General features: G+C 69.9%; 24 protein-coding genes. 19 read left to right on the top strand and 5 right to left on the bottom strand.

All coding sequences use genetic code 11. The features are described 5' to 3' along the window. Positions 1 to 33 precede the first annotated feature (33 nt). From ABN028_RS13995 to ABN028_RS14005, 3 genes are all read left to right on the top strand, one after another. Positions 34 to 471 (top strand): SRPBCC family protein, encoded by a 438-nt coding sequence (locus ABN028_RS13995; RefSeq protein WP_349327885.1) that lies wholly within the window; start codon positions 34 to 36, stop codon positions 469 to 471. Positions 472 to 643: 172 nt separating this feature from the next. Then, complete coding sequence (locus tag ABN028_RS14000) at positions 644 to 1,597, top strand: ROK family glucokinase (RefSeq protein ID WP_349327886.1); 954 nt, start codon at positions 644 to 646, stop codon at positions 1,595 to 1,597. Further along, entirely contained in the window at positions 1,597 to 2,634 is a 1,038-nt protein-coding gene (locus tag ABN028_RS14005) for an ROK family glucokinase (protein WP_349327887.1), read from the top strand. The genes ABN028_RS14000 and ABN028_RS14005 overlap by 1 nt, the downstream gene beginning before the upstream one ends. Positions 2,635 to 2,664: 30 nt before the next feature. On the opposite strand, the gene ABN028_RS14010 is transcribed toward ABN028_RS14005, so the two are convergent. Beyond that, complete coding sequence (locus ABN028_RS14010) at positions 2,665 to 3,402, bottom strand: GntR family transcriptional regulator (protein ID WP_349689301.1); 738 nt, start codon at positions 3,400 to 3,402, stop codon at positions 2,665 to 2,667. A gap of 219 nt (positions 3,403 to 3,621) precedes the next feature. Between ABN028_RS14010 and ABN028_RS14015 the strand changes: the two genes are divergently transcribed. The 8 genes from ABN028_RS14015 to ABN028_RS14050 all read left to right on the top strand — a co-directional run bounded on the left by ABN028_RS14015 (position 3,622) and on the right by ABN028_RS14050 (position 13,110). Next, the gene (locus tag ABN028_RS14015; protein WP_349327889.1) at positions 3,622 to 4,638 is read left to right on the top strand and encodes a Gfo/Idh/MocA family protein; all 1,017 of its coding nucleotides are present in this window, start codon (positions 3,622 to 3,624) and stop codon (positions 4,636 to 4,638) included. Between the two features lie 64 nt (positions 4,639 to 4,702). Further along, a complete protein-coding gene (gene iolC / locus ABN028_RS14020) occupies positions 4,703 to 5,686 on the top strand; it encodes a 5-dehydro-2-deoxygluconokinase (protein ID WP_349327890.1) in 984 nt (327 codons plus the stop codon). Next, on the top strand, positions 5,679 to 6,587 hold the full coding sequence (locus tag ABN028_RS14025; RefSeq protein WP_349696888.1) for a Cgl0159 family (beta/alpha)8-fold protein: 909 nt from the start codon (positions 5,679 to 5,681) through the stop codon (positions 6,585 to 6,587). Before iolC ends, ABN028_RS14025 begins: the two co-directional genes overlap by 8 nt. Next, entirely contained in the window at positions 6,584 to 7,459 is an 876-nt protein-coding gene (gene iolB, locus ABN028_RS14030; protein WP_349696889.1) for a 5-deoxy-glucuronate isomerase, read from the top strand. The genes ABN028_RS14025 and iolB overlap by 4 nt, the downstream gene beginning before the upstream one ends. A 40-nt stretch (positions 7,460 to 7,499) precedes the next feature. Further along, entirely contained in the window at positions 7,500 to 9,377 is a 1,878-nt protein-coding gene (gene iolD / locus ABN028_RS14035; RefSeq protein WP_349696890.1) for a 3D-(3,5/4)-trihydroxycyclohexane-1,2-dione acylhydrolase (decyclizing), read from the top strand. Between the two features lie 30 nt (positions 9,378 to 9,407). Then, a complete protein-coding gene (locus ABN028_RS14040) occupies positions 9,408 to 10,934 on the top strand; it encodes a CoA-acylating methylmalonate-semialdehyde dehydrogenase (RefSeq protein ID WP_349696891.1) in 1,527 nt (508 codons plus the stop codon). Between the two features lie 67 nt (positions 10,935 to 11,001). Beyond that, positions 11,002 to 11,931, top strand: coding sequence for a TIM barrel protein (locus tag ABN028_RS14045; RefSeq protein WP_349696892.1), 930 nt, complete (start codon positions 11,002 to 11,004; stop codon positions 11,929 to 11,931). Positions 11,932 to 12,117: 186 nt separating this feature from the next. Further along, a complete protein-coding gene (locus tag ABN028_RS14050; protein WP_349327896.1) occupies positions 12,118 to 13,110 on the top strand; it encodes a sulfite exporter TauE/SafE family protein in 993 nt (330 codons plus the stop codon). 23 nt (positions 13,111 to 13,133) lie between these two features. Here ABN028_RS14050 and ABN028_RS14055 read toward each other — a convergent pair whose 3' ends face one another. The 4 genes from ABN028_RS14055 to ABN028_RS14070 all read right to left on the bottom strand — a co-directional run bounded on the left by ABN028_RS14055 (position 13,134) and on the right by ABN028_RS14070 (position 17,841). Beyond that, entirely contained in the window at positions 13,134 to 13,556 is a 423-nt protein-coding gene (locus ABN028_RS14055) for a VOC family protein (protein WP_349327897.1), read from the bottom strand. Positions 13,557 to 13,600: 44 nt separating this feature from the next. Continuing rightward, positions 13,601 to 14,206: a dihydrofolate reductase family protein gene (locus ABN028_RS14060; RefSeq protein WP_349696893.1), complete on the bottom strand. Its 606-nt coding sequence runs from the start codon at positions 14,204 to 14,206 to the stop codon at positions 13,601 to 13,603. 113 nt (positions 14,207 to 14,319) lie between these two features. Further along, positions 14,320 to 17,004: an ATP-binding protein gene (locus ABN028_RS14065; protein WP_349696894.1), complete on the bottom strand. Its 2,685-nt coding sequence runs from the start codon at positions 17,002 to 17,004 to the stop codon at positions 14,320 to 14,322. Positions 17,005 to 17,142: 138 nt separating this feature from the next. Then, complete coding sequence (locus ABN028_RS14070; RefSeq protein WP_349696895.1) at positions 17,143 to 17,841, bottom strand: DedA family protein; 699 nt, start codon at positions 17,839 to 17,841, stop codon at positions 17,143 to 17,145. 130 nt (positions 17,842 to 17,971) lie between these two features. Here ABN028_RS14070 and ABN028_RS14075 point away from each other — a divergent pair, with 130 nt between their 5' ends. From ABN028_RS14075 to ABN028_RS14110, 8 genes are all read left to right on the top strand, one after another. Next, the gene (locus ABN028_RS14075) at positions 17,972 to 19,273 is read left to right on the top strand and encodes a sensor histidine kinase (protein WP_349696896.1); all 1,302 of its coding nucleotides are present in this window, start codon (positions 17,972 to 17,974) and stop codon (positions 19,271 to 19,273) included. Beyond that, positions 19,270 to 19,917, top strand: a complete 648-nt coding sequence (locus ABN028_RS14080) for a response regulator (RefSeq protein ID WP_349696897.1) — start codon at positions 19,270 to 19,272, stop codon at positions 19,915 to 19,917. Before ABN028_RS14075 ends, ABN028_RS14080 begins: the two co-directional genes overlap by 4 nt. Before the next feature lie 17 nt (positions 19,918 to 19,934). Beyond that, complete coding sequence (locus ABN028_RS14085; RefSeq protein WP_349327903.1) at positions 19,935 to 20,669, top strand: endonuclease/exonuclease/phosphatase family protein; 735 nt, start codon at positions 19,935 to 19,937, stop codon at positions 20,667 to 20,669. A gap of 172 nt (positions 20,670 to 20,841) precedes the next feature. Beyond that, on the top strand, positions 20,842 to 21,213 hold the full coding sequence (locus tag ABN028_RS14090; protein WP_349327904.1) for a carbohydrate ABC transporter permease: 372 nt from the start codon (positions 20,842 to 20,844) through the stop codon (positions 21,211 to 21,213). A 66-nt stretch (positions 21,214 to 21,279) separates the two neighbouring features. Then, positions 21,280 to 22,083, top strand: a complete 804-nt coding sequence (locus ABN028_RS14095) for a VOC family protein (RefSeq protein WP_349696898.1) — start codon at positions 21,280 to 21,282, stop codon at positions 22,081 to 22,083. Further along, on the top strand, positions 22,080 to 23,060 hold the full coding sequence (locus tag ABN028_RS14100) for an aldo/keto reductase (RefSeq protein WP_349696899.1): 981 nt from the start codon (positions 22,080 to 22,082) through the stop codon (positions 23,058 to 23,060). Before ABN028_RS14095 ends, ABN028_RS14100 begins: the two co-directional genes overlap by 4 nt. Further along, the gene (locus tag ABN028_RS14105; RefSeq protein ID WP_349696900.1) at positions 23,057 to 24,433 is read left to right on the top strand and encodes a GH1 family beta-glucosidase; all 1,377 of its coding nucleotides are present in this window, start codon (positions 23,057 to 23,059) and stop codon (positions 24,431 to 24,433) included. Before ABN028_RS14100 ends, ABN028_RS14105 begins: the two co-directional genes overlap by 4 nt. After that, the gene (locus tag ABN028_RS14110) at positions 24,426 to 25,127 is read left to right on the top strand and encodes an SDR family NAD(P)-dependent oxidoreductase (RefSeq protein WP_349327908.1); all 702 of its coding nucleotides are present in this window, start codon (positions 24,426 to 24,428) and stop codon (positions 25,125 to 25,127) included. The genes ABN028_RS14105 and ABN028_RS14110 overlap by 8 nt, the downstream gene beginning before the upstream one ends. The last annotated feature ends 12 nt before the right edge of the window (positions 25,128 to 25,139 follow it).

Raw genomic sequence — 25,139 nt, forward strand, 5'->3', positions numbered from 1 at the left:
GCACACCGGTAGGTAGTAGAGGGGCAGGGCGCAGTGCCAGATCAGACGAGTTCGAGCGTCACGATCGTCGCGGAGCCAGCAAAGATCATGTCGGTCATCGCTGACTTCGAGGCCTACCCGAGTTGGGCCGCGGCGGTGAAGGAGGTCGAGGTCCGTGCGGTCCATCCCGATGGCCGCGCCGACCAGGTTCACTTCGTGCTCAACGCCGGAGCGATCAAGGACGACTACACCCTCTCCTACGCGTGGGACGGCGACCGCGAGGTGCGCTGGTCGCTCGTCGAGGCGAAGGTCGTGAAATCGCTCGACGGTTCCTACACCCTGCGGGACAAGGGGCGCGGCAACACCGAGGTCACCTACCAGCTCGCGGTCGACGTCACGTTCCCGATGATCGGTCTGATCAAGCGCAAGGCGGAGAAGGTCATCATCGACACCGCGTTGAAAGAGTTGAAGAAGAAGGTCGAGCAGGGCTGACGGCGTCGCGTGTTCGCTGGGCGCCGCACGGTGCGTTGCACCGGATTGGGTAGCCTCGGCCGGGGCAATGGAATGGCCGGCCGACCGGTTGGTCAGCAGGTGGAAGCCCGAATCCCGGATGCCGCCGAGACGGTCGGTTCGGGACATTGACGCGTGAGAAGGGCAGGGCGTCGTGGGTGAGTCGCGGCTGACCATCGGTGTCGACGTGGGTGGCACCAAGATCGCTGCCGGCCTGGTCGACGAGGCTGGCGCCATTGTCGCCGAGGCCCGGAAGGAGACCCCGGCAACGAGCCCGCAGGAGATCGTCGCCGCGATCGTGGACGTTGTTGCCGAGCTCCGGGCGGACCACGACGCCGAGGCGATCGGGGTCGGCGCGGCCGGCTTCGTCGACGCGAGCCGCTCGACGGTCCTGTTCGCCCCCAACCTCGCGCTGCGCGACGAGCCGCTCAAGGAGGCGGTCGAGAAGCGCACGTCGCTTCCGGTCGTGGTGGAGAACGATGCCAACGCGGCGGCCTGGGCGGAGTTCCAGTTCGGCGCGGGCCGCGACGTCGACGACATGATCCTGTTGACGATCGGCACCGGGCTCGGCGGCGGGTTGGTCCTGTCCGGTGAGCTCTACCGGGGCGCCTTCGGCGTCGGTGGCGAGGTCGGCCACCTTCGGGTCGTCCCCGGCGGGTACCTCTGCGGTTGCGGCAACAAGGGCTGCTGGGAGCAGTACGCAAGCGGCAGTGCTCTGGTGCGGGAGGCACGCGAGTTCGCCCGTTCGAGCCCACCGCAGGCCGCCCGCCTCCTCGAGCTTGCCGACGGTCAGGCGGACCGGATCGAGGGACCGATGGTGAGCACTGCCGCGGCCGAGGGCGATGTGGCGGCCCGTGAGCTTCTCGAGGACCTCGGCCGCTGGCTCGGCGAAGGGATCGCTTCCCTGGCCGCGGTGCTCGACCCGGCGGCCGTCGTGGTGGGCGGTGGCGTCTCCGAGGCCGGTGACCTGCTGCTGGAACCCGCGCGCCAGTCGTTCGGACGCCAGCTCACCGCGCGGGGCCATCGTCCCGTCCTCGAGATCCGGCTGGCGACGCTCGGCAACGAAGCGGGCATCATCGGTGCCGCCGACCTGGCGCGGCGGCGCTGATGGCGTTCATCCACGCGCTCACGATCGGGGTCGACATCGGGGGTACGAAGGTCGCCGCGGGGGTGGTCGATCCTGAGGGGAACGTCCTCGAACGTCTTCGTCGAGACACGCCCTCGACCAGCCCGAGAGCGACCGAGGACACCATCGCGACCGTCGTGGCCGAGCTCCGCGACAGGCACGAGGTGACCGCCGTCGGCATCGGTGCAGCTGGCTGGATCGACGTCACCGGCTCGTCCGTGCTGTTCTCACCCCACCTCGCCTGGCGGCACGAGCCGCTGCGAGATGCCGTCCGCCGACGGATCCGGCTGCCGGTGGTCATCGAGAACGACGCCAACGCCGCCGCGTGGGCGGAATGGCGCTTCGGGGCCGGCCAGGGCGAGAGCCACCTGGTCTGTGTGACGCTCGGCACCGGGATCGGCGGCGCCGTGATCACCGATGGCGTGATGCTGCGCGGGAAGTACGGCGTCGCGGGGGAGTTCGGCCACATGACCGTCGTCCCCGGTGGTCATCGGTGCGAGTGCGGCAACCGCGGCTGCTGGGAGCAGTACGCCAGTGGCAACTCCCTCGTGCGCGAGGCGCGTGAGCTGGCGGCGTCCGGGTCGCCGGTGGCGCAGAACCTGCTGGACCGGGTGGGTGGTGATCCAGGCCGGATCACCGGGCCGTCGATCACCGAGGCGGCCAAGGACGGCGACCCGGTGGCGGTGGAGCTGTTCGAGGAGGTCGGCCGCTGGCTGGGAGTCGGTCTGGCCAACATCGCGGCTGCCTTCGACCCGGGCACGTTCGTCGTCGGCGGGGGAGTGTCGCAGGCAGGCGAGTTGTTCCTCGGTCCGGCGCGGGACACGTTCCGTCGGACGCTGACCGGGCGTGGTTTCCGTCCGGAGGCGCAGATCCTGCGGGCCGCTCTGGGCAACGACGCCGGGATGGTCGGTGCGGCTGACCTGGCCCGGGAGAACATCCGGTTGTTCCGCCGCCGCCGCACCCGCCGACCGGCCCACGAACGCCTCCGCGCCCGCGTCGACCGCCTCTCCGACCTGTAGCGGGTTTCCCGTTCACCGCGCGCGCTTGGGTCAGCGCTCGATGAGGGTGAGCTCGAACGAATAGCGCGAGGCGCGGTAGAGATGCGAGCCGAACTCCACCGCGCGGCCCACGTCGTCGTACGCCGTCCTGGTCATGGTGAGCAGGGCCGCACCCTTGGGCTCGCGGAGGTCCTTCGCCTGGGTGGCGGTGGCGGGACGGGCGCCGATCGTCTGCCGGGCGACGCGGAGCTGGACGCCGGCCGTACGCAGGACTTCGTACAACCCGCGCTCTTCCAGGGTGGCCGCCGTGATCTTCACCAGGTCCTCGGGCAGGTAGTTGGTCATCAGCGCGAGTGGTTCGCCCCGGGCGCAGCGCAGGCGCCGGATCCGCAGCACGGAAGATCCGGCCGCCAGACCGAGGGCGCTCGCGACCTTCTCAGGTGCCGCGACGACGCGCAGGTCCCGCACGGTCGTGGAGGGTTCCTGACCGGCCCGGGCGAGGTCGTCGTGGAGGCTGGACAGCTCGATCGATCGGCGTACCTGCGACTGCACCACCTGCGTGCCCACGCCGCGTTTGCGGACCAGCAGCCCCTTGTCGACGAGGTGGCGGATGGCCTGGCGCATGGTCGGGCGGGAGAGCGAGAGCTGATCGGCGAGGACGATCTCGTTGGGTAGCCGGGCACCGGGGGCGAGCGTGCCGGCGACGATCGACTGCTCGATCTGCTGGGCGACCTGGAAGTAGAGCGGCACCGGGCTGCGCCGGTCGACCGTCACGGCGAGTGGGGTCACGCCCGGCTCCTCCCTCGTCCGGCGTACGGCATGGTCAGCCGGATCAACGTCCGGACCAGCACCAGTGTGCCGCATGCAGCTGCGGACAGCCTAACGTCAGAATGTCCTTACAAACTGTTGACAGGTCAGTATTGCTGGAGAAAACTCGGCCGGGATGTCCGTCGGGCGAGGAGAATTCCTCGCACACGACGACGGCAGGCACCCGAGGCGGGAGGCTGGATGCGAATCGGGTTGATCGGGGTGGGCCGGATCGGATCCCTGCATGCCCAGACCCTTCACGACCTCGAGATCGTGGAGTCGGTGTTCCTGGCCGACGCCGACGTGGCCCGCGCGCACGAGACCGCCGAGAAGCTGGGCATCGCTGCCGCCGGCAGCGTTGCGGAGCTCTTCGCGAGCCGGCCCGACGGCGTGGTGATCGCCGCCGCGACGCAGGCGCATGCCGAGCTCGTCCACCTGGCCGCCGCGGCCGGGGTGCCGGCGTTCTGCGAGAAGCCACTGGCGTCGGACCTCGCGGGCACCCATGAGACGTTGGCCACGGTGGCGGCCGCGGGAATCCCGCTCCAGATGGGGTTCCAGCGGCGGTTCGACGCGGGCTACGCGGCCGCGCGGGAGGCTCTGGCCGCCGGCGAGCTCGGTCGGCTGCATGCGGTCTGGGCGTGCACGCTCGACCCCGCGCCGCCGCACTCGTCGTACATCCCTGCCTCCGGAGGGATCTTCGCCGACTGCAGTGTCCACGACATCGACGCAGTGCGCTGGGTAACCGGACACGAGGTCGTCGAGGTGATGGCGACCGGTGCCAACCGGGGTGCGGACTTCTTCGCCGAGGCGGGCGATGTCGACACTGCCAACGCGCTCCTGACGCTCGACGACGGCACCCTGGTCGCGCTGGCGGCGTCGCGTTACAACGGCTCGGGCTACGACGTACGCCTGGAGCTGCACGGCTCGCAGCGGACCGTCATCGCCGGCCTGGACGAGCGGTTGCCGGCGTGGTCGGCCGAGCCCGGTGTGACGTGGCCCGGCGGTCCGGCGTACGCGAACTTCGCCGAGCGCTTCTCCGAGGCCTATGTCGCCGAGCTGCGGGCGTTCGTCGACGTCGCCGCCGGCCGGATCGAGTCGCCGTGTCGTGGTGAGGACGCGCTCGCGGCCTTGTGTGTCGCGCACGCGTGCGAGCGTTCCAGGAGGGAAGGTAGGTCGGTACGCGTCGAGGAGATCGCCCAGGAGGTGCCGCCCCAGTGACCGGACGAGGTGAGGTCATGAGTCAACACGGCACCCTGGTCATGCGGGCGACGAAGGAGGTCCCATGACCGCGGGCGAGAGCTATGACCTGATCACGATGGGTCGGGTCAGCGTGGACCTCTATCCCAACGACATCGGCGTTGCACTCCAGGACGTCACGACGTTCGGGAAGTTCCTCGGCGGCAGCGCCACTAATGTCGCGGTGGCGGCGGCCCGGCACGGTCGCCGCAGCGCGGTGATCACCCGTACGGGCGCGGATCCCTTCGGCGACTACATCCACCGGGCGCTGCGTGGGTTCGGCGTGGACGATGCGTACGTCTCGGCGGTCGAGGGGCTGCCGACGCCGGTGGTGTTCTGCGAGATCTTCCCACCTGACCACTTTCCGTTGTATTTCTACCGCTATCCCAAGGCGCCCGACCTGGAGATCCACCCGGGCGAGCTCGACCGGGAGGCCATCGCGGCCGCCCGGATCTTCTGGGTGACGGGCACCGGTCTGTCGGAGGAGCCCAGCCGGTCGACGACGCTCGCGGCACTGCGTGACCGAAAGCACCGGGCCCACACCGTGCTCGACCTCGACTACCGCCCGATGTTCTGGCACACCGACGAGGCACGTGCGGTGATCGGCGGTGCGGTCGAGCACGCCACGGTGGCGGTCGGCAACCTCGACGAGTGCGAGATCGCGGTCGGTACGCGAGACCCGGACAAGGCGGCGCAAGCCCTCCTTGACAGGGGCGTGGAGCTCGCGATCGTCAAGCAGGGGCCGAAAGGCGTGCTCGCGCGGACGCGGACGGACGAGGTGGTCGTCCCGCCGGTCCCCGTCGAGGTTGTCAACGGTCTGGGCGCCGGTGACGCGTTCGGCGGAGCACTGTGCCACGGTCTGCTCGCCGGCTGGGAGCTCGAGAAGGTGATCCGGTTCGCCAACGCCGCAGGTGCCTATGTCGCGGCGCGGTTGGCGTGCGCCGACGCGATGCCGGACGAGGCCGCGGTCTGGCAGCTCCTTGCGGACGCTCCGGGCGTGATGCAGGGGCCGGCGGGCGCCGATGGCTGACACGTCGCGGGTCGAGGTGAGCGAGCTGGTCTCCCTCCGGATGTGTGAGCCTGGCGCGGTGGCCGCCGCCTACACGGCACGTGCCCGCCGGCCGCTGGTCGGGCGTTCGGGCCGGCTCATGGTCATCGCGGCCGACCATCCGGCGCGCGGGGCGTTGCGGGCGGGCGACCGGTCGATGGCGATGGCCGACCGGCCGGACCTCCTTGCCCGGTTGCTGGTCGCACTCACCCGGCCCGGGGTCGACGGCGTGCTGGCAGCCCCTGACGTCGTGGAGGACCTGCTGCTGCTCGGTGCGCTGGAGAACAAGGTCGTCATCGGTTCGATGAACCGGGCCGGCCTGCCGGGGACGGCGTTCGAGATCGACGACCGGTTCACGGCGTACGACCCGGAGGGGATCGCCAGAGCACGCCTCGATGCCGGCAAGATGCTGCTCCGGATCGACTCGGCCGACGGCGCGTCGGCGGCGGCGCTGCACCGGTGCGCACAGGCCGTCAGTGCCCTTGCCGGGCGCGGTCTGATGGCACTCGTCGAGCCATTCATGGCGCGACGGGTCGACGGCCGGCTGGTCAATGACCTGACGGCGGACGCGGTCGTCCAGTCGGCGGTGATCGCCGCGGGCCTGGGGACGACGAGCGCCTACACCTGGCTCAAGCTGCCCGTCGTGGCCGAGCCGGGCGGCATGGAACGCGTCGCCGCCGCGACCACCCTGCCGATCGTGCTGCTCGGTGGCGAGGTCCAGGGAGATCCGGACGAGTCGTACGCCCGCTGGGAGAAGGCCCTGGCACTTCCGACCGTCCGCGGGCTCGTCGTGGGCCGGTCGTTGCTCTATCCGCCCGACGGTGACGTCGCGGCCGCGGTCGACACCGCGGTGAGCCTGTTGCCCGGCAAGGAGGACGCGTGAACCACCACCTGCCCGCCGGATCACTCGCGGAAGCTCCATGGACGTTGGCGTTGACGCCGCAACGTGCTGGCTGGACCTACAGCGGTCTGCGGGTGCTGGAGCTGCCTCCCGGGGGGACGCAGTCGCTTTCGACCGGCGACGAGGAGATGGTCGTCCTCCCGCTGGCCGGCGAGGGTGTGGTGGTGCGGTGCGACGGCGAGACGTTCGAGCTGGACGGGCGTCCGGATGTCTTCGCCGGCGTGAGTGACTTCGCCTACGTGCCGCGGGACGCCGACGTGACCATCGAGGCGCCGCGGGGTGCCACGGTGGCGTTGCCGTCGGCGCGATGCAAGACACGGTTGACAGCGCGCCACGGGGCGGCGAAGGACGTTCCAGTGGAGCTGCGCGGCGCCGGGCAGTGCAGCCGCGAGGTGCACAACTTCTGCGCCGCAGGTGTCTTCGAGGCCGACCAGCTCATCGCGGTCGAGGTCCTGACGCCTGGCGGCAACTGGTCGTCCTACCCTCCGCACAAGCACGACGAGGACCGGCCGGGGCAGGAGTGTCCGCTGGAGGAGATCTACTACTTCGAGGTCGCGAACGGCCCGGACGGCCAACCGGGCAAGGGATTCCAGCGGGTCTACGGTACGCATGACCGGCCGATCGACGTGCTCGCCGAGGTACGCAGCGGTGACGTCGTGACAATCCCGCACGGCTGGCACGGACCGTCGATGGCGATGCCCGGCTACGACATGTACTACCTCAACGTCATGGCCGGGCCGGGCGAGGAACGCGACTGGCTGATCTGTGACGACCCGGAGTACGCCTGGATCCGGACGACCTGGAACGACCAGCCGGTCGATCCCAGGTTGCCTTTGACCACAGATCGCCGATGACCACAGATCGCCGATGACCACAGCGAGAGGGTGAGCGTCCATGGGCACAGTCAGGCTCACGGTCGGGCAGGCGCTGGCGAGGTTCCTCGCCCAGCAGTGGACCGAACGCGACGGTGTCGAGCAACGCCTCATCGCCGGCTGCTTCGGCATCTTCGGCCACGGCAACGTCGCGGGCTTCGGCCAGGCACTGGTCGAGTCAGCTCAGCGGGATCCGGCCGAGCTTCCATACTTCCAGTCCCGCAACGAGCAGGCGATGGTCCACACGTCCGTCGGCTACGCGCGGATGAAGGACCGGCTGCAGACGTTCGCGTGTACGACGTCGATCGGTCCGGGCGCGACGAACCTGGTCACCGGCGCGGCACTGGCGACCATCAACCGGATCCCCGTCCTGCTGCTGCCGGGCGACATCTTCGCGACCCGGGTGGCCAACCCGGTGCTGCAGGAGCTGGAAGACTCGCGATCCTACGACGTGTCCGTCAACGACTGCCTGCGCCCGGTCTCGAAATACTGGGACCGGATCAACCGTGCCGAGCAGCTGGTCCCGGCGGCGCTGGCGGCGATGCGGGTGCTCACCGACCCAGCTGAAACGGGTGCGGTGACGCTGGCGTTGCCGCAGGACGTGCAGGCGGAGGCGTACGACTGGCCGGAGGAGTTCCTCGCCAAACGGATCTGGCATGTGGCACGACCGGTACCGGAGCCGGCGGCGCTCGACCGGGCGGTGGCGCTGATCCGCTCGGCGCGGCGACCGCTGATCGTCGCCGGGGGCGGGGTGATCTACTCGGGCGCCACGCAGGCGCTGGCGGCCTTCGCCGAGGCGACGGGCGTCCCCGTGGGGGAAACCCAGGCGGGCAAGGGCTCCCTGTCCTGGGACCACCCGTGCAGTGTCGGTGCGATCGGCGCGACGGGCACGACGGCCGCCAACGCCGTCGCGGCCGAGGCGGACGTGGTGATCGGGATCGGCACCCGCTACAGCGACTTCACCACCGCGTCGAGGAGCCTCTTCGCCAACGAGGACGTGCGATTCGTCAATGTCAACGTGGCGGCGTTCGACGCGGCCAAACACGCGGCGACTGGCCTGGTCGCCGACGCCCGTACCGCCCTCGAGGCGCTGTCGGAACTTCTGGCCGGATGGCAGGTCGACGCGACGTATCGCCAACGTACGCGGGAGCTCTCGGACGCCTGGCAAGGAGTGGTTGACACTGCTTACGGCGCCGAACACGCCCCGTTGCCCGCGCAGACCGAGGTGATCGGTGCGGTCAACGAGGCGGCGGGGGAGCGGGGCGTCGTCATCAACGCGGCGGGCAGCATGCCCGGCGAGCTGCACAAGCTGTTCCGGACGCGGGACCCGAAGCAGTACCACGTGGAGTACGGATTCTCCTGCATGGGTTACGAGATCGCCGCCGGGCTCGGGGTCAAGATGGCCGACCCGACCCGCGACGTCATCGTCCTCGTCGGCGACGGCTCCTACCTCATGCTCGCCCAGGAGATCGTCACGGCCGTCTCAGAAGGCGTCAAGCTCATCATCGTCCTCGTGCAGAACCAGGGCTTCGCGTCGATCGGTTCGCTGTCGGAGAGCGTCGGCGCGCAACGGTTCGGCACGAGCTACCGCTACCGCAATCCGGAGACGGGCGCGCTCGACGGCGACGTGCTGCCGGTCGACCTCGCCGCCAACGCGGCGAGCCTGGGTGCGGATGTGCTTCGCGCCGGCACGATCGAAGAGTTGCGGACGGCGTTGACGAAGGCGCGTGAGGCCAGGCGTACGACCCTCGTCCACGTCGAGACCGACCCGCTCGCCGGCGCGCCGTCCTCCGACGCGTGGTGGGACGTGCCGGTGGCCGAGGTGTCGGCGCTCGAGTCCACCCGCAAGGCGCGTGAGGACTACGACACCAACAAGCCGAGCCAGCGGCACTACTTGTAGGCGGAGTACCTGTGAAGCAAGGGGTATGAGATGTCGACCACCAACGAGGCAAGGGTTGTCGAGCCGAGAACCGTTGAGCACTGGATCGGTGGCGCGTCGACGCCGGGTGGGTCCTCGCGGCGTGGACCGGTGTGGAACCCCGCCACCGGCGCGCGGCAGGCCGACGTCGTGCTGGGCTCTGCCGCCGACGTCGACCTCGCGGTCGCCACGGCGACCAAGGCGTTCACGGCATGGCAGGACGTCCCGCTCACACGGCGGGCGAAGATCCTCTTCGCGTTCCGCGAACTCGTCAACGCCCACGTCGACGACCTGGCCCGCATCGTCACCGCCGAACATGGCAAGGTCGTCTCCGACGCGAAGGGCGAGGTCCAGCGCGGCCTCGAGGTGGTGGAGTTCGCCTGTGGGATTCCGCACCTGCTCAAGGGCGAGTTCTCCGACCAGGTCTCGACCGGTGTGGATGCGTACTCCTTCCGCCAGCCACTCGGCGCGGTGGCCGGGATCACGCCGTTCAACTTCCCGGTCATGGTGCCGATGTGGATGCACCCGATCGCGATCGCGTGCGGCAACACCTTCGTCCTCAAGCCCTCCGAGCGTGACCCGTCCGCGTCCACGTTGGTGGCCGAGCTGTGGCAACGTGCCGGCCTGCCCGACGGCGTCTTCAACGTCGTCCACGGCGACAAGGAAGCCGTCGACGCGGTCCTGGACCATCCGGGGATCTCGGCCGTGTCGTTCGTCGGGTCGACCCCGATCGCGAGGTACGTCCATGAGCGGGCCTCTCGCGCGGGCAAACGTGTCCAAGCTCTCGGTGGCGCGAAGAACCACGCGGTCGTGCTGCCGGACGCCGACCTCGACTTCGCCGCCGACCACATCACCGCCGCGGCGTACGGCTCGGCGGGCCAACGCTGCATGGCGATCTCGGCCGTCGTGGCCGTGGGCGAAGCCGGTGACGTGCTGGTCGACAAGCTCCGCGAACGCGCGGCCGCGATCCAGGTCGGGCCAGGCGTCGACGACGCCGCCGAGATGGGTCCGGTGGTGACCAGGCAGGCGCAGGAGCGGGTCGCCGCGTACGTCGAGAACGGCACAGAGGAAGGCGCTACGGTCGTCCTCGACGGCCGCGGCCTGCGTGTCGCCGGCCACGAGGACGGGTTCTTCGTCGGGCCGTGCCTGCTCGATCGGGTGGATCCGGCGATGAAGGTCTACCAGGACGAGGTGTTCGGGCCCCTGCTCGTCGTCCTGCGCGCCGACACGCTCGACGACGCGATCGGGCTCGTCAACGCCAGTCCCTACGGCAACGGCACCGCTGTCTTCACCGGCAGCGGTGAGGCGGCGCGCACCTTCCAGCGCAGCGTGACCGTCGGAATGATTGGCATCAACGTGCCGATCCCTGTCCCCATGGCGTTCTACAGCTTCGGCGGCTGGAAGGACTCGCTGTTCGGAGACCGTCATGTCCACGGGTCCGAGGGTGTGGGCTTCTACACCAGGGCAAAGGCCGTCACCGCCCGGTGGCCCCACATCGAACAGGTCGTGGACGCCACGCTGCACTTCCCGTCGACGTAGGCGAGGAGGAGCCCAGCAAGGGATTCGGCTCGCTTCGCCGGCACACGCAACAAGGAGTTGACAGGTAATGGACCATGGTCCGCTGACGGGTCGAGTCGCCGGTGCGCCGATCTCGTGGGGTGTCTGTGAGGCACCCGGCTGGGGTGTGGAGCTTCCGCCGTCGGAGGTGCTGGCGCAGATGGCCGCCCTGGGTCTGGCGGCGACCGAGTTGGGCCCCACCGGCTACCTCGGGCCCGATCCGGCGTCGGTGCGCAGGACGCTCGCGACCCGCGGGCTCGGGTTGGTCGGCGGCTTCGTTCCGGTGGCCCTCCACTTCGCCGCCGAGGTGGACCTCGCCCCGACCGTCGCGGCGATGCGTACGCTCGCCGAGGCCGGTGCCGACGTGGCCGTCCTCGCCGCTGACGCCGGCCCGACCGGTTATGACCGCAAGGTGAGCCTTGACGACGCCGAGTGGGCACGTCTGCTGCACAACCTTGACCGGGTGCGGGCGGAGGCGTCCGCTCTGGGCCTGCGTACCTGCCTGCATCCCCACGTGGGTACGGCGATCGAGTCCCGCGATGCGGTCATCCGGCTGCTCCGTGACAGCGACGTGGGCATCTGTCTCGACACCGGCCACCTGGCCATCGGAGGGATGGACCCGATGGAGTTGGTCGCGAGCGCGGCGGGGCGGATCACGCACGTTCACCTGAAGGACGTCCGACTGGGCACCGCCAAGGCAGTCGCCGAGGGTGCGGTGAGTTTCCTCGATGGCGTACGCAGCGGCCTGTTCGCGCCCCTCGGGCAAGGGGATCTTGACATCGCGGGCGTGGTGGTCGGACTGGAGCGGGCCGGCTTCACCGGGTGGTACGTGCTGGAGCAGGACACCGCGCTGTCCGCCCCCCTCGGGGAGCGGGAGGAGGGTCCGGAAGCGGACGTACGCCGGAGCATGGAGTTCCTGTGGGAGACCGTGGTACCCGCGCTCGATGGAGCCGACCATGGTGGGCCCGACGGGGCGTGAGGGTTCGGTCGGACGGTGGCCGGCCAGGCGTTCGTCGGTGGAGGCGAAGGTTGAATGCCGACCGGGCCGATATGAGAGGGTGTCTTCCGGGTCTGAGGGGCAGTAGGCCCCGGGTGGTGTCGCGGGGAACGTCCACCTGGCGGGGGCAGGCTGGTTCCGACGTCGACCGCGAGGAGTTCCTGGACCATGGATTTCGGTCTGACCGCCGCCGGACTCGTGATCGGGTTCGTCGTCGGCCTGACAGGTATGGGTGGCGGGGCGCTGATGACTCCCGTGCTCGTCATCTTCTTCGGGGTACAGCCCCTGGCTGCCGTGTCCAGCGACCTGGTCGCCTCGGCGCTCATGAAACCGTTCGGTGGCTTCGTCCACCTGCGGCGTGGGACTGTCTCGTTGAAACTCGTGGCGTGGCTGTGCGCCGGGTCCATCCCTGCGGCGTTCTCCGGTGTCCTCATCCTGCGGGCGCTGGGTTCGTCGGCCGACATCGAAGGCGTCGTCAAGAAGGCGCTGGGGGTGGCGTTGTTGCTGGCCGCCGCCGGGCTGATCTCGAAGGCCTATCTCACCCTCGTCTCGCGCTCCCGGAAGGAGCGGGCGCGGTCCGGCGAGGCTTCTGGCACGGTTTCGGGCGCCGCTTCTGGCACGGCGTCCGGCGCGGCCGACATCGTGATCCGGCCGGTGCCGACGCTGCTCGTCGGCATCATCGGCGGCCTGGTCGTCGGGATGACGTCGGTCGGATCCGGATCGCTCATGATCATCGCCCTGCTGCTCCTCTATCCAGCCATGAAGCTGGGTCAGTTGGTCGGCACCGACCTTGTTCAGGCTGTGCCCCTCGTCGCCGCGGCAGCGGTCGGCCACCTGTTGTTCGGCGACTTCCGGCTCGAGGTGGCGGGATCCTTGCTCCTGGGCGCCATCCCGGGAGTGGTCGTCGGCGCACACGCGTCGTCCCGCGCACCGTCAGGGATCATCCGCCGGGCGCTCGCTCTGGTGTTGTTCGCCTCCGGCATGAAGATGCTCGGTGTCCCCGACGTTCCGTTGGGGATCACGCTTGGCGTCGTGGTGGTCGTCGGACCGATGCTCTGGATGTGGGCGCGGGTTCGCCACGGTCAGCCGGCGCTTGCACGTAACGGTCGGCGTACGAAGCGTTCCGCTGCGAAGCAGGAGGCGAGTATCGCTCGGGACTAGAAGCCTGCTGGCCGGAGCGGTGGTCACTCGCTCTTGAAGTCGTCGGCGGTGAGTCCGTCGGCGTGTCCCTCCGGCCATTGGACGAGCTCGATCAGGTAGCCGTCGGGGTCGCGCACCATGGTGACCAGCGGATCATCGGGACCTGCGGTGGGCCGCGCTGGATCGGTCTGGATGCCGTGGGCGGCCAGGGTGGCGATGGTGGCGTGCAGGTCGGCCGTGTGGATGGCGAGGTGGTTGAGGCCGCCGGTCTCGGTGACCGGCCGGGCGGGATCGTGGGCGAGCTCGACGGTGACGAACGGGTCGTCCGGCAGCTGGAGCATGGTCAGGCTGCCGAACGGGGTGTCGGGAACGGTTCCGACGACGTTGTAACCGAGTGCCTGGTAGAACGCGCGAGAGCGATCCAGGTCGGTGACGCGGAGTCCGACGAGCAAGGTGCGCACGGTCATCTCCCTGATGGTGTGGCGTCCTGCGGGTTCGTTGGGTCCATGATTCAGTGTTCGACGTCGTAGAGCAGGTGGGTGACACGGTTGCCCTGGGCCACGCGGGACGGGTTGCCGAGCGTGACGTTGTCGCTGGGTTCCATGGCGCCGAAGAACGGCCTTCCGCCACCGAAGACGACGGGCACGACGTTCATCACGATCTGGTCGATCAGGCCGAGCCGCAGTGCCTGCCCGCCGATCTGACCAGCGGCGACGTCGACGATCCGGTCGCCGCAGAACTCGCGTGCCTGCTTGATCGCGGATTCGACTCCGTCGGTGACGAACGTGAACGGTGCGGTGTCCGCGTACTCCCAATCCGTCGGCGCCTCATGTGTAACGACGAAGACGTGTTCACCCGCTGCCGGTACGCCATTCCAGCCGTTCGTCTGATCGAACGTGTTCCGCCCCAGGATGACCGCGCCGATGTTGGTGTAGACGGACTGCATGAAGTCCTTGGACGCCTGTGTGCTGCGCATCGCGTGCTCGTCGGATTCGGACCATTTCCATTCGACATCGCCACCCGACATCCAGTCGAACAAGGACCCGATCTGGCCATCGCCGTAAGCGATGTAGCCGTCGGCCGACACCGCCGCGCAACCCATGATCGTCTTGCTCATGATCTTTCCTTTCGTCCCAGTCAAGTCGTCGTTGTCAGGGACGCTACGAGCGCCACGGGAGGGCCGGCATCTGTCACATGACTGGTGCTGAGCTGCGTCGACGGCGTGAGCGGTCACAGGTCGAGGTGGGCGAGTTCGCCGCGTCGTCTGACACCCAACTTGGGGTACGCCTTGTACAGGTGGTAGCCGACGGTGCGTGGGCTCAGGAACAACTCCGCCGCGATCTCGCGGTTGCTCATGCCGCGCGCGGCCCGACGGGCGACCTGCAGCTCCTGCGGCGTCAGCTGGCCTGCGTCGGTCGCGGGCGAGTGGTCCGGCACGTCATCGCCCAGGGCGACGAGTTCGGCCCGCACGAGCCGATCCCACCCGTGCGCGCCGATCTCTTCGAACTCGTGGTGTGCACGGACGAGTTGCTCCCTCGCAGCTTTCGGACGCCTGCGCCGCCGCAGCCATCCGCCATATGCAAATCGCGTACGCGCCCGGTCATACGGTCCGCACCCATCGACGTCCAGCGACTCCCGGAACGCACCCTCCGTGTCGGCGCCATCGGCGAGGAGCGCCTGGCATCGGAGCATCAGCCCTCTCGCGACCGGGCGGTCGGTGTGCGTCGCCCACTCGGTGAGCTGGGGCAGGTACGTCCGCGCCCGCCCGCTGTCACCAGCCCGAACGGCCGCCTCGACGTGGTCGGGGACCGCGCGCACCATGACGTCTCGGCCGGGCAGCCCGCCGCAGACGCCGTCCAGCCTGTCGAGAGCGGAATGTGCGTTCCCTGTGGTGAGATCGACCACGGCGAGCGCCCACTCCGCCTGCGCGGCGGCGATCCCATGGTGACGGTTGTCGCTCAGCACCCGCGCGGCGTGGCGCTCAGCCGTGGCGGCGTCGCCCCGAACCGCCGCGAGCCATGCCGACATCGACGTGAGCACGACGACCTGTAGCTGCTGCCCGAACTCGTCGGCGAGCGTCACCGCCTCGACAAGGCTCGCGTCCGCTTCGCGCAGTCGCCCGGTGGCCAGCTGGGTCGTCCCCAGCAACTCCAGCGTGTACGGCAGCCATCCCATCGCCCCCTGACGCCGCAGCTCCTCCACGTGTCGGCCGAGCATCGCAGCCGCGCGGCCGTCGGCTCCGATGAGCAGAGCCATGAAACCGGCCGTCAACCGCTCCAGCGTGGGCGTGTCCTCGCGCTGGCCGGCCGACTCGACCATGGCACGCATCGGGTCCACGGCGCCCGCCACGTCGCCACGCAGCAGCCGGCTCATGCCGACCAGGCCGTCGACGAGCACCGCGGAACCGCCACGGACCTGGGCGAGCCGTTCTGCACAAAGGCCCACCAGCTCGGCATCGGCCGCGTCGCGTGCGCACCACATCGCCTCCGTCAGCACCGCGACCGCCTGGTCGGGTTCTGTCGTCAGGACTGGCGTCGCGGCATCGACGGCAAGGCGCGCGGCGTCGGCGGGGGAGGTGCGCTCGTAGGCGACCTGGGCGCGGATCCGCCCCGCCTCCGCCACCTCGCGCGGCTCGTCCGTGAGAGCGACCCCGTCCTCGGCCAACTCGACGGCACGGTCGCCCTGGCCCGCGTCGTACGCAGCGCGAGCGGCGGCCACCAAGCGCCGACCCCGTTCGCCAGGGGCGCTCGACAGCTGCGCGGCCCGCTCCAACGCCCGCACCGCCGTCGACGGCCCACCCCGGCCCGCGGCACGGTCCGCCACCCGCTCCAGCTCCGCCGCCACGCTCTCATCCGCCCCGCTCGCGGCCAACGCGCGATGCCACGCCCGTCGATCCGCGTCCCGCGGGTCCGACAGAACGGCCGCCAACGCCCCGTGCGCAGCAAGACGCGCGGCGAAGGACCCTTCCTGATACGCCGCCGCCCTGATCAGCGGATGCCTGAACGCGACCCCACCCGCCGCCACCTGCACCAGGCGACGACGTTCAGCGGGTTCGAAGTCCGCCGCCTCGAGGCCGAGCTGGCCAGCAGCCGTCATCAGCGTCGCCAGGTCTGATCCGTGATCGGCCGCGGCCAGCAGCAACGCCGACCGCGTGCGTGGGCCGAGGTCACGCACCTGCCGGCCGAAGTGCGTCTGCAACCGGCCCGTTGCCGGAAGCGGAGCAACCGGAGCCGGCCAGCCCGCAGCGTCGACATTCGTGGTCAGTTCGATGATCGCCAGAGGGTTGCCGCCGGACTCGTCCAGGATCCGCTTCACCATCTCGCTCCGCACGGGCCGGACCGTCGACGCCAGGCGCGCGGCGTCGGCCTGCTCGAGCCGGTCGAGGGGCAGGCTCTCGATGCCGGGCGCGTGGAACGGGCGCTCGCCGTCGCGGATGGCGAAGATCGTCGCGATCGGGTCCGCCTGGAGCCGTCGGACCGCGAACAGCAACGCGTCCAGAGACGGCTGATCGAACCACTGCACGTCGTCCAGCAGGCACAGCAACGGCCCATCACCGGCGAGCTCCGACAACAACGACAGCGTCGCCGCCCCGGGTAACCCTCGGTCAACGGGCTCGCCGCTGGTGCCGAATGCCACGCGGAGGCAGTCGGCCTGGGTCTGCGGAATCGCGTCGATCCTGTCCGCATCGCCGGCGAACAGCACCTGCAGGGCGGCGAAGGCGACCTCGGTCTCCGACTCGATCCCCACCACCCGCAGCACCCGCATGCCGCTGGCCACCCGGGCCGCGTGATCGAGCAGCGCCGTCTTGCCGATCCCGGCTTCGCCGCGCACCACCAACGAACGGCTCCGGCCGTCCTTCGCGTCAGCCACCAGCCGATCGATCCGCGACAGCTCCGCGTCCCTCCCGACAATCACGCCAGGAACGCTAACGCACGGTGAGCCACAGGGTCGCCCTCCCGCGCGGGGTCGCCGCCGGGGGGGGGGGGGGGGGGCGGCGTCATCGACCACTGGCTTCAACGAGTCACGAAACAGTCCCGAGCCGCCCTGGTCGGATCACTGGGCTGCACCGTCCGCCGTCGGCACGCCGCCCTCCGGCACGCCGCCCTGTCGAACGGCGACAAGGGTCTTCCGCTGCCGCGCGAGTGTCACCCGCCGAGCTCGGTGGGACACGAGGTGGCGCGCCGCTTCCACGACGACCGTGACGCTGATCGCCAGCCCGAGTCCGAGCAGCACTCCCTTGATCGGCTCCCTCTCGAACGCCAGGCCGCCCAGGTAGCCGACGCACGCCGAGTACGTGGCCCAGGACACGGCGGCCACCGCGTCGAAACGGGAGAACGTACGCAGCGGGAATCCCACCGTGCCCATCGTGAGGGTCGTGGCCGTCCGACCGCCTGGTACGTACCGAGCGACGACGAGGACCAGCCCGCCGCGCCGGTGGAGCGCCGCCGATGCCCAACCGAAAGCCCGCCGTCGCCGGCTGCCCGGCCGTGTACGGGCGAGCAACGGGCCGCCCGCCACCCGCCCGAGCAGGTACGACATGTGGTCGCCGGCAAACGCGCCAAGCGCCGCGATCACGATGAGGAACCAGAGGTTCGGCGCACCCGCAGCGGCGAACGCGCCCGCCGCGATGACGACGCTCTCACTCGGAAACGCCGGGAGGAACCCGTCGAGAGTCGCGAGCACGAAGACGGCCAGGTAGATCCACGGCGAGTTCATGGCGTCGTGGACGACGTCCAGGATGGGTGCGCTCATGGACGTCACCCTCGCCTTGAATGACCGGGATGGCGTCGGGCAAGAGTGCCCGGAAGGCCCCCTCCTTTCGAGGGGGGCGCTCCGACGAAGGATGTACGCCACACCGCCCGCCCTCGCCTACTCTCAGCGGGTGGACCACGGTCGGATCGCGCCAGTCGTCGGCGAACGCGCGCTTGGCTGGGCGAGCCGCACCTTCGACCGGTCGGCACCCTGGCTGGTCGGTGCGCTGGTCGCCTTCATGTCGGCTGGGTCGGTTCGGGACTGGACCGAACCGTTGATCCTGGTTGTGGCGGTTTCGTCCGGTGTGGCTGCCTGGATGGGCCGCCGCCGGCGCTGGCCGTTGTTCGTCACCGGGGCGGCCAGCATGCTCCTGCTGGCGCTCTGGCCGGCTCCGTTCGTCGCGTCGTACTACGCCGGAACCAGCCTGCGCCGGCGCAAAGAACTCATCGCCTACGCCGCGATCGGCAGCACGATCCTCATCGTGTCGTTCGTCCTCCCGCTCGGCCTCGGGCTCGACCTCGGTGGCGCCGAACGCGCCGAGGGGTTGACGAACCAGGCGGCGATCCTGCTGTTCATGGGCCTGGGTCTGGTCGCCGGTCTGTGGGTCCGGGCCAGGCGGGAGGTGCTCGCCGGCCTGCAGGACCGGGCCGAACGACTCGAGCGCGAGCAGGCGGCGCGTTCGGACCAGGCGAGGGCCGAGGAACGCTCGCGCATCGCGCGGGACATGCACGACGTCGTGGCGCACCGCGTCTCGCTGATGGTCCTGCACGCGGGCGCGCTGGAGGTCAACGCACCGGACCAGCGCACGGCGCAGGCGGCTGCTCTGATCCGTACGACGGGCCGCGACGCCCTCGCCAACCTGCGAGATGTTCTCGGAGTCCTCCGATCGAACCCGTCGTCGGTCGAGTGGGTGTCCGGCACGCAGGGCTCGCACGCGCCCATGACCGGTCAGAGCAGTCCCGACGCGGGCGCGTTCGACGCGTACGCGCTCACACCGCAACCGACGCTCGACGATCTCGACACGCTGCTCGACGAGTCGCGGTCCGCCGGTGTCCCGGTGAGTCGGCGCGACGAGGGCGCACCAGGTCCGGTGCCGATCATGGTGCAGGGCACGGCCTACCGCGTCGTGCAGGAAGCCCTGACCAATGTCCACAAACACGCCGGCGGCGCCGCGACCGAGGTCGTCCTCACCTATGCGGCCGGCGGCCTGCGACTGGTCGTACGCAACGACGCGCCACCTCCCGGCGCGGACAAGGCGCTGCCGGGCGGCGGCTACGGGCTGACCGGCCTGCGTGAGCGCGTGCAGCTACTCGGCGGCTATCTGGTCGCCGGACCGCAGCCCGACGGCGGGTTCGCTGTGACCGCGGAACTTCCCGCGCTCCCGCAGGGGGAGCATGCGCCAAAGGATGACAGCGTGGGGGAGAGGCCATGATCCGCGTCCTGGTCGTCGACGACGAGGTACTCGTGCGGTCCGGGCTGCGGATGATCCTCGAGGCCACCAGCGACATCGTGGTGGTCGCGGAGGCGCGCGACGGTACCGAGGCGGTGGCGGCGACCGCACGGCACCGGCCGGACGTCGTACTCATGGACGTACGCATGCCCGGCATGGACGGCCTCAGCGCGGCGGCGGAGATCGCGAGGTCGCCGGATCCGGCCAGGATCATCATGCTCACCACGTTCGACCTCGACGAGTACGTCCACGCCGCGCTGAAGGCCGGCGCGGTCGGGTTCCTGCTCAAGGACACGCCCCCGCGCGACCTCGCCGCAGCCGTCCGTACCGTCGTCGCCGGCAACGCCATGCTCGCGCCCACGGTCACCCGGCGACTCATCAGTTCCTTTGCCGACAAGGGCCCTTCACAGGCCGAGACCGCGCGGAAGCGGCTCGCCGTCCTGACCGAACGGGAGCAGGAGGTGGCGCGTGCCGTCGCCCGAGGGTTGTCCAACGCGGAGATCGGCCGGGAGCTCGCGATGAGTGAGGCGACTGTGAAGACCCACGTCAGCCGATGCCTGGCGAAGCTCGACCTCACCAACCGGGTGCAGGCGGCCATCCTGGTCCACGACGCGGGCCTGCTCTAACGGTTAACGTTTCGTCCGTGCCGCAGATCAAGGTCCTCAGTTACAACGTGCGAGGCCTGCGCGACGACCGGGCAGCGCTGCACACGATCGTCCGCCAGGTCCGGCCGGACGTCGCCCTCATCCAGGAGGCGCCGAGCCGGCTACGGTGGCGGCCGAGGTGTGCGGCACTCGCCAGGGAGTGCGGCCTGCTCTACGCGGCGGGCGGTCGTACGGCCGGCGGTAACCTCCTGCTGGTCAGCTCGCGGATCGACGTCCACGCGGTCGAGGAGCTGCGGATCCCGCAGCGCGCCCGCGAACCCATCCGCGGCGTCGTGGCGGCAACCCTCGGCCTCGAGAAGGTCCGGTTCGCCGCGGTCGGCATCCACCTCGGACTGTCCAGCCTCGGCCGGCGGCGCGACGTCCGCGAGGTCCTCGGGGTGCTGCGGGTCCGCCGCGACCTTCCGATCGTGCTGGGCGGCGACCTGAACGAGCCGGTGGGTGGACCGAGTTGGCGGGAGTTCGCGGCGGCCGGCATGCACGATCCGGCGACGTCGGTCGAACCCGGAGATGGTGGCCCTTCGGTGGGAGAGCTCGACCCGCACGCCCCGACGTTTCCGGCGGCGGGACCACGCACGCGCATCGACGCGATCTTCGTGGGTCCGGGTGCGGACGTCGCCGACTACGGCGTGCCCACGAAGGCCGATCTGCGGTATCAGCTCGTCCGCGCGACCGACCACCTGCCGGTCGTCGCGGTCGTCGACCTACCTGGCTGAGTCGGGCGCGGCTCGAAAACCCCTGCGATATAGACGATATCTGCGTGCCGAATATTGTCCGCGTTCGCTTGACGGTCTCGCGCTCGACGATCAATAGTCCCTCCTGACGCCGAGGAGGTTCTGATGTCCCGCAGGTCCGCTGCATACGGCACGCATCAACCTCCCGTTCGCGATGTTCCTGATGCGGGCCTTCTTCGAGACGTTGCCGCGTGAGCTCCGCGACAGCGCGCGGGTCGACGGTGCAGGTGAGTTCCGCATCTTCTGGAGTGTGATGGCGCCGTTGATCGGACCTGGCGTCGCGACCCTGGTGATCTTCCAGTTCATGTTCACCTGGAACGAGTTCATCCTCGCCAACACGTTGCTGCAGACACCGGAGTTGCTGCCGTTGCAGCCGGTGCTGTTCGCGATGCAGGGGCAGTACTCCACCAACTGGTCGGTGCTGACGGCCGCGTTGGTGATCTCCGTCCTGCCGATCGTCATCGTGTACGTACGCATGCAACGCCGGTTCGTGGAGGGGCTCACGATGGGCGCGCTGAAGACCTGAGGCGGCATACCGTCGCACCCCGAATCTGGTGAGACGCGGGCGCCATCGAAAGCTGGGAGGAATCGAATGCCAGGATTGTCCTACGTCGAGATCGGGGTCACCGAACTCGGCCGGTCTGAGGAGTTCTACGCCGGGTTGCTGGGCCTTGCCACCGGCACACTGAGCGAGGACGATCACGGCCGGCGTGTCCGGTGGCTGGGTTCCGGTGATGCTCCCCACGCCGGCCGGGTGAAGCTCGTGGAGCTTGGAGCGGACGCGCGGCCGACCAGCTGGGAGCGTGACGACCTGCAACGCGGCATCCGGCACTTCGGTCTGAAGGTGCGCGACATCGACGCCGCGGTCGCCACTCTCGCCGCTGCGGGAGTGGAGTTGGCGGTCAAGCCGTTCGATGCGTTCGGTGGTGTGCGGATCGCGTTCTTCTTCGATCCCGACGGCGCCTACCTGGAGTTCGTCCAGGGCCATGTGCAACACAACAACGTCTGGTCGGAAGGACTCGTCGCGGAGGAGGTCGCGGCCTACCAGCACTGGGAGGGCACGCCACGCTTCGACCACGTGGCCGTGACCGTGCCCGATCTCGACGAGGCGCTCGACGTCTACCGCGACCAGCTCGGCTTCGGGGTCGTCGGACAGCTGGTCAGGCCCGACGACGAACGTGGTTTCCTCATCACCAACCTGCGGGCCGGAGCCGGGACACTGGAGGTCTTCACCTACGGTGTGGCCACCCACCGCCGCGAGGGCGACGCCCTCGTCGAAGGGACAGGGGCGGACAACCGGCTCGGAATCCGGCGGGTCGGCGTGGCCGCGGCCGCGGGGGTGGAGGCTGGGTCCCTGCTCGGACCCGGTGACGTACTGATCGAAAGGGTCGCATGAGCGAGAACAACTCTGGTCGGCTGCCGCTCCGCCCGCTCGGCGGCACGGGCCTGGAGGTCACGCCGGTCTGCCTCGGTTGCGGTGTGCTGGGCGGGATGGAGCGGATCTTCGGCTACGACGTGACCGCCGACCAGGGAGTCGCGACCGTCCGTCGCGCCCTGGACAGCCCGGTCAACTTCCTCGACACGTCCGCGGGCTACTCCGACGGCGAGAGCGAGCGCCGGGTGGGTGCCGCCCTCCGGGCGAACGGCGGCCTCCCGGACGGGTACGTCCTCGCGACAAAGGTCGACCCGGACCCCGAGACCAGGGACTACTCCGGCGCACAGGTGCACCGCTGTGCGGAGCAGAGCCGCGAACGCCTCGGTATCGACAGCTTCCAGCTGCTCTACCTCCACGATCCGGAGGTGATCGGCTACGACGCCGCGATGGCGCCGGGTGGCCCCGTCGAGGCACTGGTCGAGCTGCGGAAGGCGGGTGTCGCCGCACACCTGGGCGTCGCGGGCGGGCCGATCGACCTGCTGAGCCGCTTCGTCGGGACCGGCCTGTTCGAGGTTGTCCTCACCCACAACCGCTACACGCTGGTCGACCAGTCCGCCGGACCATTGCTCGACCAGGCCGCGGCCGCCGGCGTCGCCGTGGTGAACGCCGCGCCGTTCGGCGGCGGCATCCTGGCCAAGGGTCCGGAAGCCGTCGCGAAGTACGCCTACCGCGAGGCGGATGACGCCATCCTGAACCGGATCCGGACGATGCAGGACCGCTGCACGGCCCATGACGTACCGCTCGGCGCCGCGGCGTTGCAGTTCTCCCTGCGGGAGCCGCGGATCGCGTCCACGGTGGTGGGCGTCTCCCAACCCGAACGTGTCGACCAGACGGTCGCCTGGGCCAACTGGCCGATCCCGGACGAGCTGTGGCGGGAACTCCACGACCTGCTGTCGAACGGACCAGACACGGGTACGGCTGGTCGAGGGAGGGGATGACGGTGCCGAAACTGCCGGACGGGTTCGCGTGGGGTGTCGCCACCGCGAGTTACCAGATCGAGGGCGCGGTGGCCGAGGACGGCCGGGCGCCGTCGATCTGGGACACCTTCACGCACACGCCTGGACGCATCGCGGACGGCCGCAACGGTGACGTCGCCTGCGACCACTATCACCGCTACGCCGAGGACATCGCGCTGATGGCGGACCTGGGCGTGACGCACTACCGCTTCTCCCTGGCGTGGCCCCGGATCCAGCCGACGGGCGTGGGGCCACTCAACCAGGCGGGGATCGACTTCTACGCCCGCCTCGTCGACGCGCTGCAGGAGAGGGGGATCCAGCCCTGGGTGACCCTCTACCACTGGGATCTCCCGCAGGCGTTGGAGGACGAGGGCGGCTGGCCGTCGCGCGACACGGCGTACCGCTTCGCCGACTACGCGGTCGCGGCGTACGAACGACTGAAGGACCGCGTAGCGAGTTGGACGACCCTGAACGAACCCTGGTGTTCGGCGTTCCTCGGCTACGGCAACGGCCAGCACGCCCCAGGAGTCCAGGACGAACGCAAGGCCCTGCACGCCGCGCACCACCTGCTGCTCGGGCACGGCCTCGCGGTCTCCGGCATGCGCGCGGCGGGAGCGGCCGACCAGCAGATCGGGATCACCCTGAATCTCTGGCCGGTCACTCCGGTCAGCGACAGCCCGGTGGACACCGACGCGGCCCGGCGGGTCGATGGGATCAACAACCGGTTCTTCCTCGACCCGGTGCTGCGCGGAAGCTATCCCGCCGATGTCCTCGACGACGTAGCGAAGATCACCGACACCGACCACATCCAGTCCGGCGACGAGCAGGCCATCGCGGCGCCCGTGGACTTCCTCGGGGTCAACTACTACAACCCGAACTACGTCCGCGGTGGTGCCTCCCAGGCCGCCGACGGCCGGGCGTGGATCGGCTGCGACGACGTGGAAGCGGTCCCGCAGGGCTTCCCGGTGACGGACATGGGGTGGGAGGTCGAGCCCGACGGACTGCGTCGCCTCCTGGTCAGACTGCACCACGACTATCCGGGGTTGCCGATCTACGTCACCGAGAACGGCATGGCGGCCCGCGACACGATCGACGCGGACGGCAGGGTGGACGACCCGGACCGGATCGCCTACATCGACGCGCACCTACGGGCCGGCGCACAGGCGATCGCCGAGGGTGTCGACCTGCGCGGCTACTTCGTGTGGACCCTCACCGACAACTTCGAGTGGTCATGGGGATTCAGCAAGCGGTTTGGCCTCGTCTACCTCGACAACGAGACCCAGGAGCGGATCCCGAAGTCGAGCGCGGCGTGGTTCGCCTCCCTCGCGCGGACGAACGAGCTGCCCGATGGCTGAGCAGCATGTCCTCGTCGTCGGCGGCACAGGCGGCATCGGGGCGGCGGTCGCCGAACACTTCGGCGGACTTGGAGCTCACGTCATCGCCGCCGGCCTTCCCACCAAGGCTCCGCCACCGGAATCGACGGCCATCATGGTGGAGGAGATCGACCTGGCGAAGGACGGCCAACTCGAGGACCTGATAGCCCGTCAAGCGCGCCTTGACGTGCTCGTCAACTGCGCGGGCATCATCCGGCGTCGCCTGGAGTTCCAGCCCGAAGTCTTCTCCCAGGTCATCGACATCAACCTGACGGGGACGATGCGCGCATGCGTCGCGGCCCGGTCCCTGCTCGCCGGGTCGCAGGGCAGCATCATCAACGTCGCCTCGATGTTGAGCTACTTCGGCGGGCCGCTGGTACCTGCGTACACCGCGAGCAAAGGGGGAGTCGTGCAGCTCACCAAGTCACTTGCCGTCGCGTACGCCGAGGACGGTATCCGGGTCAACGCGGTCGCTCCCGGCTGGATCCGGACCGACCTCACCGCCGAGATCCGCTCCGATCCCGAGGCCGAGCGGCGCATCCTCGACCGTACCCCCTTGCGTCGTTGGGGAACGCCCGCCGAGGTCGCCCAGGTCGTGGCGTTCCTCGCCTCGCCGGGTGCGGCGTTCGTCACCGGCGCCGTCGTACCCGTCGACGGTGGATACCTCGCCGCGTAGAAGACTCTGGAG

Source organism: Actinopolymorpha sp. B17G11, from assembly GCF_040196095.1.
Classification (GTDB): Bacteria; Actinomycetota; Actinomycetes; order Propionibacteriales; family Actinopolymorphaceae; genus Thermasporomyces.